This window comes from Sphingomonas sp. SORGH_AS_0789 (assembly GCF_031453055.1).
GTDB lineage: Bacteria > Pseudomonadota > Alphaproteobacteria > Sphingomonadales > Sphingomonadaceae > Sphingomonas.
This window is the reverse complement of the sequence record NZ_JAVIYV010000001.1, coordinates 2,431,892-2,444,044: the sequence shown is the minus strand read 5'-3', so window position 1 is coordinate 2,444,044 and position 12,153 is coordinate 2,431,892. Positions and strand designations below refer to the sequence as shown.

Sequence of the window (12,153 nt, the reverse complement as noted above, 5' to 3'; positions counted from 1 at the left end):
TGCCTTTCGGCCGGTCAGAACTGGTATCGTGCCGCGATCAGGGCCTGCGCCGACAGCGCGCTGGACAGGTCCCCGACCGTGAAGTGATACAATCCCACCGACGCGGTTGTTCCGAGCCGACCGAAGTTGCGGTAATAGCTGGCGGTCGATCCCAGCGACACCACGTCCTCGGCCCCCGCCAACTTACTGGCATAATAGTTAACGAAGCCGTTAACGTTAAGCCCCGAATTCGGGCCGAGCGCATGGCCGAAGAAAATCTGCGCGTACCAGCTTTCGTCCTCGGTGCCATAGACGACGATGCCCGGCGCGTTCTGCGGCGCGAAGAGGCGGCGATTGGTATAGCCCAGCCCCAGACCCAGGGTCGAGCGGCCGCGCGTCATCGACACCATCGCATCCAGTCCGCGCGCGCGGTAGAGCGAGGTCTGCACCGATTGCAGCGCATCGTTCAGGCACCCGCCCGGCGTCGTGCCGCTGGTCGAGAACACGCATCCGTTGAACTGCTGCCCAAAGGCATCGCGCGTCTCGACGAAATTGGTCGGCAGGTTGGACAGGCCATCGCGCAACTGCCGCCCGAAGGTCTGGATGCCGTCATAGACTGCGACCTGCATGACGACGTTGCGCGACGCCTGATAGCGCGCGACGCCGGTCACGCTGAGCGAGCCGTAACGCTCGCCGACATGCCCCTCCACCGAGGTACGGCGATCGGGGCGCCAGATCACGCCCGCATCATAATAGACGCCGTCGGTGCGGTAGGCGATGCGGCGCGGGCCGATGGGCGCGGTGACGAAGCGGCCCCGGCTGTCGACCAGCGGGCGTCCGGCGGCGTCGACCGCCGCGTCGCGCTGGCTACTCTCGATCCGCTCATAGCCGACCCCGGCGGTCAGCGCGACATAGGGAGAAATGGGTTTCAGCACGTCGCCGCGCACGAACCAGCCCTCGTAACGCTGCGCCAGCTGCCCGGCATCGTCGCGCTCATAGGAGGCGTTGAGCGACAGCCCGACCGGCAGGACCGCGCCGGGGCGGACATTGGCGCTGACCGTCGCCAGCTGGTTCCAGCTGTCGCTGAAATAGTCGAGGCGCGGCTGGCCCGGCGCGATGCCGCCAAAGCCCGGCGTGTCGACGCGGGTATAGCCCAGCCGGTAATTGGCGCCGATCTGCACCGGCCCTGCGTGGGTGGTCAGGACCGGACCGATATAGGCCGAATAGAGCTGCGAGATATTGCCGGTATCGCCGACCAGCACGCCCGGCGCGGCGCCGCGAATGTCCGAGCGCGTCCGCGTGGCGAGCGCGCCGCCGTCCAGGGTCAGGTCGCGCGTCAGCCGATAGGCGCCGCGCGCCAGCCCGCTATGGATGTCATTGTCGGCATAGCGATCGTTCCAGCTGAACCGATGTTCGTAGCGATAGCTGAGCTGCGCCTGCGCGCGCGGGGTGCTCACCTGCGCATTCACGCCCGCCGCCAGGCTGGTGAAGGTCACCACATCGCCGCCGTTCAGATCGGCGCTCAGCAGCTGCCCGACCTCGATATAGGGGGCGATGCGGACACGCGATGCGGTGCCGCCCGCGGGCGCGGGCGCGACGCCGGGGGCTGCGCTGCCCGGCGCGGACGTGGAGGGGGGCGTGGCCATGCCCTGCCCCTGCGCCGCCAGCGCCGACGGCCAGGCCGCCAGAGCCAGCGCCGAAGCGATCAGGACCGGCCGCGCCGCCGTCACCGGGCGTCGTCCTTGCCATATCCGCCATAATAGCCGAACCGGCGGCTGCCCGGCACGAAGGCGACACTGTTGAGCACCAGCTGGATATGCTCGCACGCGTCGAGCAGCGCGATCGCGCCCGCGACCTCGCTCTCGGGCGTGCGGTCGGCGCGGACGACCATCATCACCTGCCCCGCCAGCATCGCCAGCACCGAGGCGGACGAGGCGGCCAGCGCGGGCGGCGAGTCGAAGATGACCAGGCGGCGCGGATTGGCCGACAACAGCCGCTGCAACACCGTCCGGGTCCGCGCCGAGGCGAGCAATTCGGTGTCGCTGGCGCTGCGCGTGCCGCAGGGCAGCACGGACAGATGCGGGACGTCGGTCCGGATCACCAGATCCTCGACATCGATCGCGCCATCGTCGAGCGCGTCGAGCAGCCCCGGCCCCTCGGCCAGCCCCAGCCGGTCGAGCACGTCGGGCTTCGCGACATCGGCATCGACCAGCAGCACCTCGGTATCGCGCTCGGCGGCCAGCGACAGCGCCAGATTGACCGCGCAGAAGGTCTTGCCGTCCTGCGGCCGCGCCGAACAGATCAGGACGGTGCGCGCCTTGTCGGCATCGCCCGTCTCGACCAGGCGGCGGCTGGTGATGATCAGCTGGCGCTTGACCAGCCGGAACTCCTCGGCCAGCGGCCCGACCGGCGCGCCGGGGACGATCATGCCGTTCTCGGCCAGCATCGCGCGGTCGACCATCGCGACATCGCTGAAGCCGGGATTATATTCGCTCGCCAGGAATTCCTCGTCGCCCGGCTGCGCCAGGAACTCGGCCGGAATGCCGCTCAGGCTGGCGGGAAATTCGGGATCGGGCGCGCTGTCGGGCGCGACCATGGCGGGCGGCGTCCGGTCCGCCTCGTGCGGCGCGACAGGCGTGGCGTCTTCGCCCTGCTCGCCCTCGGGCATGACGGGCGCGCGGACAAAGGACTGGAAGTCATAGACATTCGCCGCGCGTTCGAGGAGCGAAGGCTCCCGCCGGGGCCGGTTCGGTTTCAAGGGCTTGGTCATGCCGCCATACCCCGCTGCAATAGCTCGATCGCGACCACCATCCCATAGGCCGCGCCCAGCGCCGCCGTCCCGCCGAGGAACAATTTCATCCGCTTGGCCCGCACCTCGGCCTGCGCGCGCGTGACGACCTCGCCGATCGCGCCGATCACCGGCAGGCCCATCGCGCGTTGCAGCGAATGCGGCGTGGTGAAGGTCTGGCGCAGCTTGGACAGGGCAAAGGCGGTCCCGATCCCCAGTCCCAGCGCGGCCAGGAACACGCCGGTCAGCAGCAACAGGCGATTGGGCGCGGTCGGCGTGCGCGGATAGGTGGGCGGGTCGATCACCGAGAAACGCATCGAGTCGGTCTGGTTCTGCGCCTGCCCGCGCAGCGCGACCTGCTCGCGCTGGCGCAGCAACTGGTCGTAACTGTCCTTCAGCACCTGATAGTCGCGGTCGATCGCCCCCTGCTGCGCCGCCGCCTCGGGATCGGTCGACAGGCTGGCGTTCAGCCGGTCGAGGTCGTTCTGCAACTGGCTCTTGCGCATCTTCAGGCTGGCGAGTTGCGCCTGCTTCTCGGCGGCCATCGACTGGAGCGACATGTAGAGCGGATTGGGCTGCCCGCCCGCCCCGCCGCCCGGCGGCTCGGCCCGCGCGGCGGCCTGCGCGACCGCCAGCTGGTTCTTCAGCGCGATCACGTCCGGATGGCTGTCGGTATAGCCGCGCGCCCTGGCATCGGCGAGCTGGCCCTGAAGCGTCGCCAGCCGCGCGCGTGCAGGGCCGGCGACCCCGCCGCCCTCGCCCACCGTGCGTGGCGTGCCCGCCAGCTGCCCCTGCACCGCCGCGACGCTCGACTGGGCGGCGGCCATGTCGCTGTCCACCTGCGCCATTTGCGAGCGCGCCAGCCCGATCCGGTCGGCGACCGATCCGCTGCCCGGCAGGCCGCCCAGAAACTGGTTCTGATACTGGGCGCGCTTGGCCTCGGCGATCTGGAGCTGTTTCTGGCGGTCGTCCAGCTGCTTGTCGAGAAAGGCCAGGCTCTGGTTCGTGTTGTTGCGATCGCCGACCAGATTGGATTCGACGAAGATGTCGATCAGCTTCTGCGCCACCTGCTGCGCCAGCTTGGGGCTGGACTGGGTGACGGTCAGCTGGAAGATCGTGTCCTGCTGGTTCTCGATCTTGATCGACTGGGCCAGCGCCGAGACCCGCGCGGCGACGTCGGCGTCGCTCGACACGGTGCTGGCCAGGTCGGTGCCGCGCACCACCTTTTGCAGGTTGATCGCCGAGATCAGCGTCTGGCGCACCTGATCGACCGAATCCATCTGGCTGGCCTGGGTCGAGGCGATGCCGTCGGGCAGGATCTGCGCATTCTGCACCGCGATGCGCGCGCGCGATTCATACCGGCTGGGGATTTGCGAGACGAACAGCCAGCCCGCGATGCACACCGCCCATGCGACGCCCAGCGCCAGCCAGCGCCGGGTCCAGATCGCATGGATCGCTATGCGGATTTCGTCCTGAATGCTCGACATGCGAAAGGCCGACCTTAGAACATCGACTCGGGGATGATGATGACGTCGCCGGGCTCCAGCCGGACATTCGCCTTCGAATCGCCCTTGCGAAGCAGGTCGTTGATCTGAAGCGCATATTCGCGCTGCTTGCCGGTCTCGCGGTCGGTGCGCACCAGCTTGGCCTTGTTACCGGCCGCATATTGGTTCAGCCCGCCCACCGCGATCATCGCATCGAGCAGCGTCATGTTGGCGCGGTAGGGGATGGCGGCGGGCTTTTCGGTCGCGCCGACGATCCGCACCTGCTGGCTATAGGTGCCGGAGAAATTCTCGACGATCACCGACACGATCGGGTTGGAGACATATTCCGACAGCGCCTTCTTCATGTCGTCGGCCAGCATCGCGGGCGTCTTGCCGACGGCGGGCATGTCGTTGACCAGCGGCGTGGTGATACGGCCGTCGGGACGAACCTGGACCTTGGTCGACAGGTCGGGATTGCGCCAGACGAAGATGTTGAGCTGGTCGAGCGGGCCGATGACATATTCCTCGCCCGGCTGCTCCTTGCGCGCGACATAGCCCGCCGAGGGCAATTCGGGGTCCGGCCGCCCGGTCGAACAGGCGGTCAGCGTCGAGGCCGCCAGGCCTGCGAGCAAGAGGGGACGGGCGAACGATGCCATCGAAGGAGTCTCCTGAACCCTATTATTCCGGCCGGAACAAAGGGCAAATTGCGCAGCGTCGCTATGCCATGAAGAGGTGAACAGAGCGTTAGTCGCTGTGATCCCTCGGCAATAGCTCGGCCGCAGGACCATGTCCCAAAAAGGCACATGGACTGGCGGTGGCGCCATAGGCCCCGGCCAGGAAGACGGCGACGACATCCCCGACATCGCCGCGCGGCAGGGCGATCCGATCACCCAGCCGGTCGAGCGGGGTGCAGAGCGGCCCGACCACCGACACCGTCTCGGTCGCCTCGCCGCCCATCGCATGCGCCAGCGCCAGCGGATAGTTGCGCCGGACGACGGTGCCGAAATTGCCGCTGGCCGCGAGCTGGTGGTTGAGGCCGCCATCGAGGATCAGGAAGGTCTCGCCCCCGCTCTCCTTGCGATCGACCACGCGCGCCAGATAGACCCCGGCCTCCGCCACCAGCCAGCGCCCCAGCTCGATCGCGAACCGGCTGTCGCGCAGGATAGCGGGGCGCGCCGCCACCGCCGTCTCCAGCGCGGCCCCCACCCGCTCGATGTCGAGCGCGGTATCGCCCGCGAAATAGGGCACGCCGAAGCCGCCGCCCAGATTGACCAGCGGCGGCGCCTGCCCCGCCTCCTCCGCCAGCCGCGCGGCGAGCGCGATGGTGGCCGCCTGGGTATCGATGATCGCCTGCGGATCGAGCGCCTGGCTGCCCGCATAGATATGGAAGCCGCGCCAGTCCGCACCCGCCGCGACCAGATGGCGGACCAGCGCGGGCACCCGCACCGCGTCGATCCCGAAAGGCGACGGCCGCCCGCCCATCTTCATCCCCGAGCCGCGCAGCTCGACATCCGGATTGACCCGCACCGCCAGACGGGGCCGCACGCCCAGCCGTTCGGCGATGGCGAGCGCGCGGGTCGCCTCGCCTTCGGATTCCAGATTGATCGTCACCCCGACGGTCAGCGCGGCGGACAGCTCGGCATCGCGCTTGCCCGGCCCGGCAAAGCTGACCGGACGCCCCAGCCGCTCGACCTTCGCCAATTCGCCCGCCGAGGCGACGTCGAAGCCGTCGACCAGCTCCGCCATCGCGGCGAGCAGCGGCGGGAACGGATTGGCCTTGATCGCATAATGAAGGTCGATCGCGGGAAAGGCGGCCCGGAACCGCGCGACCCGTGCCGCGACGATGGCGGGGTCATAGACGAACACCGGGCCGTCCCGCTCCGCCAGCCAGTCCGGCGCGGGGCGCCCGGCGATCGTCAGCATCCCCCGCTGGCCCGCATATTCGGGGGGGATCGGCCCCATCGGCTTCATGACGTCATATCCTTGTCGGCGATCGTGCGACGCAGGGCGGCGCGGTCCAGCTTGCCATTGGCGTTGCGGGGCAGTTCCTCGCGCCATTCGATGCGCGCGGGCTGCATAAAATTGGGCAGGTCGCGCTTCAGGCGCGCGCGCAGCGCGGGTTCGTTCGCGGGATCGCCCGCCAGGACCAGCACGATCGCCTGTCCCTGCGCCTCGTCCGCGACGCCGATCGCCACCGCCTCGCGCGCCTCGCCACCCGCCAGCGCGGCTTCCTCGACCTCCTGCGGGCTGATCCGGTTGCCCGCGACCTTGATCATCTCGTCATCGCGCCCGACGAAGCGGAGCAGGCCGTCCGCCCCCTCCACGACCGTATCCCCCGACCAGACCGCGCGGGGCCAGCCCGGCGCGGAGCGGAAACGCTGCGCGGTCCGCTCCGCATCGCGCCAATAGCCCTGCGCGACCAGCGGCCCGGCATGGACCAGCTCGCCCGGCTCGCCCGGCGCGGCGCGGGTTCCGTCGGGACGCAGCACCATCACTTCGGCAAAGGGAATCGCGCGCCCGATCGCATCGGGATTCGCGTCGATCAGCGCCGGGTCGAGATAGGTGGAGCGGAACGCTTCGGTCAGGCCGTACATGGCGTAGAGGTTTGCCTGGGGAAACCGCTCGCGCAATCCCCGAACCAGTCGCGGGGTCAGCGCGCCGCCCGAATTGGTCAGCCGCCGGATCGGCGCGACCGCCTCCTCGGGCCAGTCGATCCCCAGCAGTTGCGTCCAGAGCGGCGGCACCCCCGCCAGCACCGTCGCGCCGTGCCGCGCCACCGCCTTCACCACATCGCGCGGGGTCAGATAGTCGAGCGGCGCCACCGCCCCTCCGGCCGCCCAGGTCGAAAGGAGCTGGTTCTGCCCATAGTCGAAACTGAACGGCAGGACGCCGAGCACCCGGTCCTGCGGGGTCAGCCGCAGATAGTCGGCGACGGCGATCGCCCCGAACCACAGATTGGCGTGGCTCAGCATCACCCCCTTGGGCCGCCCCGTCGAGCCGGAGGTATAGAGGATCGCGGCCAGCGCCTCCGGATCGGCGGAGGACCGGGGCAGCACATCGCCCTCCCCCGCCTCGGTCGCGACCAGGACGCCGGGGGGTATGTCGCCTTCCTCCAGCGTGGCGGCGCGCGGGGCGTGGGTCAGCAGCATCGCGGCCCCGCTATCCGCCAGGATATGCGCGACCTGCGCCCGCTTGAGCAGCGGATTGACCGGCACATGGACCAGCCCCGCACGCGGCGCGGCGAGCGGCATCAGCGCGGCGACGCGCGTCTTGGGCAACCATGTCGCGACCCGCGCGCCGGGAGCGAAACCCTGTGCCGCCAGCCATCCCGCCAGCCGCGCGACCGTCGCCTCCACCTCGGCGAAGGTCAAGGCGGCGTCGCGTTCCAGCAGGGCGGGCGCGTCGGGCGCCCCGCGCAGGACATGGTCGATGGGCAGGGCGACGGGTTCGGGAGGCATGCGTGTCATCTACAGCCGGGGGTGGTGGAAAGTCGAGCCGAGCGGGTGTGGAGCCTTGTGGCGGACGGTTGGCGATATGGCGGCCCTCCCCCTGCCCCCGAGAGGGCTTTTGAATCGAGCGCTCCCGCCCTTTTTCTCCCCTCCCGCAAGCGGGAGGGGTTGGGGGAGGGCCTGGGACTCCCGCCCCCCGCCCAAATCGCCAAAGCCCCCAAAACCCAAAGCCGTTGCCCAACGCGCCCTCCCGGACTAACGCTGGGGGCGATACCAACAACAGGGCGACAGGGATTGGGACTCCAGGCGAACGGGGATGTGGACGCGACGGTGCGCGGCGTGCTGGCCGATGTGCTGGGGCTGTCGCATGAGCGCGTGGCCGGTTTCACCGCCGAGACGCCGCTGTTCGGCGCGCTGCCCGAACTGGACTCGATGGCGGTGGCGGGCGTGCTGACCGAGCTGGAGGATCGCCTGGGCATCCTGATCGAGGATGACGAGGTGGACGGCGAAATGCTGGAGACCTTCGGCCAGCTGGTCGCCTTCGCCAGCGCCAAGGCGCCCGCTTGATCGACTATTATGACTGGCCCGGCGGGCGCGAGGCGATATTGCGCTTCGGCCCCGCGCAAGGGCCGGTCGTGCTGGTCGCGCTCCCTTTCTGGGAAGAGGCGAACCGGACGCGGGCGCTGGCGGTGGCGATGCTGCGGCGGCTGGCCGATCACGGCATCGGCGGCGCGCTGCCCGACTGGCCGGGGACAGGCGAGAGCCTGATCGACACCGAACAGGCCAGCATCATGCAATGGCGCGACGCGCATCAGGCCGCCGCCGAGGCGCTGGGCAACCGGCGCTGTTACGGCGTGTCGATCCGGGCGGGGACGCTGATCGACGGCTTTGCGCTGTTGTCGGGGCGCTGGCACCTGGCGCCGATGACCGGCGAGGCGGTGCTGCGCGACGTGATCCGCCTGCGCGCCGCGGCGGGGCTGCGCGGCGACGAGCATGGCCTGTTCGGCGCGGAGTCCCCGGTACGGATCGCGGGCAACCGGGTCTCGCCGCACTTCCTGGCCGGGCTGGCGGGGGCCGAGCCCTATGACCAGCCCGGCGTGCCCCGCCGTGTCGTGCGCCTCGGCCATGACCGCGCCCCCGCCGACCGCACCATCGACGCGGTGCCCCCCTGGCGCCGCGCCGAGCCGCAGGAAGACCCCGAACTCGCCGCGACGCTGGCCGAGGATATCGCGCACTGGATCGCATCATGCGAAGGCTGATCTCCTTCCCCTGCGAGGCTGCGATGCTGGTCGGCACGCTGGACGAGGGCGCCCTCGACACCGGCCTGCTGATCGTGTCGGGCGGCAACGAGCCGCGCATGGGCGCGCATCGCGGCCAGGCGATGCTGGCGGCGCGGATCGCGGCAAAGGGCTATCCGGTGTTCCGCTTCGACCGGCGCGGGGTCGGCGACAGCGAGGGGGTCAATCGCGGCTGGGAGTCGAGCGGCCCCGACATCGCCGCCGCCGTCCACGCCTTTGCCGAGGCGAGCGGGTGCGCGCGGATCATCGGCTTCGGCAATTGCGACGCCGCCGCCGCGCTCGCGCTCCACGGGCGCGAGGCCGGGTTGGACGCGGTGCTGCTGTCCAACCCCTGGCTGTCGGACGAACCCGACGCGCTGCCCCCCGCCGCCGCGATCCGCCGCCATTATGCCCGCAAGCTGATGGACCCGCGCGAATGGCTGCGTGCGGCGCGAGGGGCGGTGGATTTCGACCGGCTGCGCCAGGGGCTGAGCAAGATCGCCGCGCCCCCCGCCCCGCTCGACGCGACCGCCGCGCCGCTGCTCGACGCGATCGGCCACTGGGGGGACAGCGCCGCGATCATCCTGGCGCGCGGCGATGCGACCGGGGTGGCGTTCCGCGCGGCGGCGCGCGGCCATGGCTTTCCGATGACCAGCATCGCGACGGACTCGCACAGCTATGCCGACGCGCTGGACGCACTGGAGCGCGAGATCCTGGCCCGGCTGGCCGAGGCGGCGGCATCGGATGGACCGAGCGCTTTGCACGACGGTATAACGGAACTCAAAAATACCGATTAACACGTTTTAGGATAATGGTTTTTTCCGGAACGCCTCTCCGCCCCGTCTATTGGATCGGACAAGGAGAGACGGTCCATGAACGAACGCCCCACCCCACCCCAGCCCGAACAACAGCAGGACATGCCCGGCGAGACGGAGGCGATGACCCCCCGTCCCGATCATGGCGAACACAGCTATGTCGGCCATGGCAAGCTGACCGACAAGAAAGCAATCATCACCGGCGCGGACAGCGGCATCGGCCGCGCGGTCGCCATCGCCTTTGCCCGCGAGGGCGCCGATGTGGTCATCTCCTATCTGTCGGAGGATGAGGACGCGGCCGAGACCCAGCGGCTGGTCGAGCAGGCTGGCCGCAAGGCGCTGCTGATCCCCGGCGATGTCAGCGATCCCGCCCATTGCCGCACCATCGTCGAGCGCGCGGTCCAGACCTTCGGCCGGGTCGACATCCTGGTCAACAACGCCGCGCACCAGGCCAGCTTCCAGGCGGTCGAGGACATCAGCGACGAGGAATGGGAGGTGACCTTCGCCACCAACATCCATGCGATGTTCTATCTGGTGAAGGCCGCCTTGCCGCACATGGGCGAGGGCGCGTCGATCATCAACACGACTTCGATCAACGCGGACAAGCCCAACCAGCAACTGCTCGCCTATGCGACGACCAAGGGCGCGATCCACAATTTCACCGCCGGGCTGGCCCAGATGCTCGCCGAGCGCAACATCCGCGTGAATGCGGTGGCGCCGGGGCCGGTCTGGACCCCGCTGATCCCCTCCACCATGCCGCCCGAGGCGGTGAAGAGCTTCGGCCAGCAGACCCCGATGGGCCGCGCCGCGCAGCCCGCCGAACTGGCCCCGCCCTATGTCCTGCTGGCGAGCGGCGAGGCCAGCTACATCAGCGGCGCGACCATCCCCGTCACCGGCGGCACCCCCTTCCTCTGATCCCGAAACGAAGGAGCGATGATCCATGGCTACCCTCCCCAATGACGTCGTCGCGGCGGTCTTCGTCGCCGGACTGAAGAACGCCCATGCCGTCGAGCATCAGGCGCTGGCGCTGATCGACCGGCAGCTCGACCACCTGTCCAACTATCCCGACGTCGCCGACCGGCTGCGGATGCACCGGGGCGAAACCGAGCAACAGATCGTCCGGCTGGAAGACATACTCGACGGGTTCAACGAGAGCCGTTCGGTGCTGAAGGACGCCGCGCTGTCCTTCTCGGGCAACATGGCGGCGCTGGGCCACACCTTCGCGCCCGACGAAATCCTGAAGAACAGCTTCGCCAACTTCGCCTTCGAGAATTTCGAGGCGGCCAGCTACAAATCGCTGCTGACCATCGCCGATGCCGGTGGCTTCGGCAGCGCCGCGCCGCTGCTCACCCAGTCGCTGAACGAGGAACTCGCGATGGCGGCCTGGGTCGACGACAACAATGCCGCGTTGACCCGCCGCTATCTCGAACGCCGCGCCGCAGGCGACACCGCCAGCCACTGATCCGACACCCCCGAACCAAGCGAGGCCGACCATGTATTATCACGACAAGCGCCTGCAATATCCCGTCCGGGTCGACAGTCCCGATCCCCTCTTCGCCCGGATGCTGCAACAGGCGATCGGCGGCGTGGAGGGTGAGATCCGCGTCTGCATGCAATATTTCTTCCAGGCCTGGGGCAATCGCGCGCCCAGCCCGAAATATCGCGACATGCTGCTGAACACCGCGACCGAGGAGATCGGCCATATCGAGATGCTGGCGACGGCGGTCGCGCTCAATCTCGACAAGGCGCCCGCCTCGCTTCAGGAGGAAGGTGCGGCGGACAGCATCGTCGGCGCGGTGATGGGCGGCGAGAATCCCCGTCACGCGATCGAGGGCACGCTCCACAAGCATATCCTGTCGACCGGCCTGGCGGCGCATCCGTCGGATTCGGACGGGGTGCCGTTCGACATGAGCCATATCTATGCCAGCGGGAACATCGCCGCCGACATGTATTGCAATGTCGCGGCGGAAAGCACCGGCCGCGTGCTGGCGACCCGCCTCTATCACGCCGCGCACGACCAGGGGATGAAGGACATGCTCCATTTCCTGATCGCCCGCGACACCATGCATCAGGAACAATGGCTGGCGGTGATCGAAGAACTGGGCGGCAAGGATGCGCTCCCCATTCCGAATTCCTTCCCGCAGGCGAAGGAAAATCAGGAGCATAATTACGACTTCTTCGTCACTTCGGTCGACGGCACCTATCCCGAGGGGCGCTGGACGCAGGGGCCGAGCCTGGACGGGCGCGCCGAATTCTCGGTCTTCCGCAACGAACCCATGGGCGAGGAGCCGGTCCTCGGCCCCGCCCGGCCGGACAGCTGCGCCCAGGCCGAGCAGATGGCGGAAAAGCCGGTCGCGTAGG

12 protein-coding genes are annotated in these 12,153 nt (G+C 69.2%); 6 read left to right on the top strand and 6 right to left on the bottom strand.

The features are described from left to right. Positions 1-14: 14 nt before the first annotated feature. From QE360_RS11250 to QE360_RS11225, 6 genes are all read right to left on the bottom strand, one after another. Complete coding sequence (locus tag QE360_RS11250) at positions 15-1,709, bottom strand: hypothetical protein (RefSeq protein ID WP_309701602.1); 1,695 nt, start codon at positions 1,707-1,709, stop codon at positions 15-17. Then, entirely contained in the window at positions 1,706-2,749 is a 1,044-nt protein-coding gene (locus tag QE360_RS11245) for an AAA family ATPase (protein ID WP_309701599.1), read from the bottom strand. The genes QE360_RS11250 and QE360_RS11245 overlap by 4 nt, the downstream gene beginning before the upstream one ends. Next, complete coding sequence (locus tag QE360_RS11240; protein ID WP_309696643.1) at positions 2,746-4,254, bottom strand: XrtA system polysaccharide chain length determinant; 1,509 nt, start codon at positions 4,252-4,254, stop codon at positions 2,746-2,748. The genes QE360_RS11245 and QE360_RS11240 overlap by 4 nt, the downstream gene beginning before the upstream one ends. Before the next feature lie 14 nt (positions 4,255-4,268). Continuing rightward, positions 4,269-4,907, bottom strand: coding sequence for an XrtA/PEP-CTERM system exopolysaccharide export protein (locus tag QE360_RS11235; RefSeq protein WP_307100038.1), 639 nt, complete (start codon positions 4,905-4,907; stop codon positions 4,269-4,271). Between the two features lie 88 nt (positions 4,908-4,995). After that, entirely contained in the window at positions 4,996-6,222 is a 1,227-nt protein-coding gene (locus QE360_RS11230) for a pyridoxal-dependent decarboxylase, exosortase A system-associated (protein WP_309701597.1), read from the bottom strand. Further along, on the bottom strand, positions 6,219-7,718 hold the full coding sequence (locus tag QE360_RS11225) for an AMP-binding protein (protein ID WP_405052584.1): 1,500 nt from the start codon (positions 7,716-7,718) through the stop codon (positions 6,219-6,221). The genes QE360_RS11230 and QE360_RS11225 overlap by 4 nt, the downstream gene beginning before the upstream one ends. Positions 7,719-8,018: 300 nt before the next feature. On the opposite strand from QE360_RS11225, the gene QE360_RS11220 reads away from it, so the two are divergent. The 6 genes from QE360_RS11220 to QE360_RS11195 all read left to right on the top strand — a co-directional run bounded on the left by QE360_RS11220 (position 8,019) and on the right by QE360_RS11195 (position 12,152). Then, complete coding sequence (locus QE360_RS11220; RefSeq protein ID WP_387428730.1) at positions 8,019-8,267, top strand: acyl carrier protein; 249 nt, start codon at positions 8,019-8,021, stop codon at positions 8,265-8,267. After that, positions 8,264-8,959, top strand: coding sequence for a hypothetical protein (locus QE360_RS11215; RefSeq protein ID WP_309701593.1), 696 nt, complete (start codon positions 8,264-8,266; stop codon positions 8,957-8,959). The genes QE360_RS11220 and QE360_RS11215 overlap by 4 nt, the downstream gene beginning before the upstream one ends. Next, positions 8,947-9,774, top strand: a complete 828-nt coding sequence (locus tag QE360_RS11210) for a serine aminopeptidase domain-containing protein (protein WP_309701591.1) — start codon at positions 8,947-8,949, stop codon at positions 9,772-9,774. Before QE360_RS11215 ends, QE360_RS11210 begins: the two co-directional genes overlap by 13 nt. A gap of 75 nt (positions 9,775-9,849) precedes the next feature. Continuing rightward, positions 9,850-10,707 (top strand): SDR family oxidoreductase, encoded by an 858-nt coding sequence (locus tag QE360_RS11205; RefSeq protein WP_307100048.1) that lies wholly within the window; start codon positions 9,850-9,852, stop codon positions 10,705-10,707. A gap of 25 nt (positions 10,708-10,732) precedes the next feature. Continuing rightward, the gene (locus QE360_RS11200) at positions 10,733-11,254 is read left to right on the top strand and encodes a ferritin-like domain-containing protein (RefSeq protein WP_309701587.1); all 522 of its coding nucleotides are present in this window, start codon (positions 10,733-10,735) and stop codon (positions 11,252-11,254) included. 31 nt (positions 11,255-11,285) lie between these two features. Further along, entirely contained in the window at positions 11,286-12,152 is an 867-nt protein-coding gene (locus QE360_RS11195; RefSeq protein ID WP_307100053.1) for a manganese catalase family protein, read from the top strand. Position 12,153: the final 1 nt, after the last annotated feature.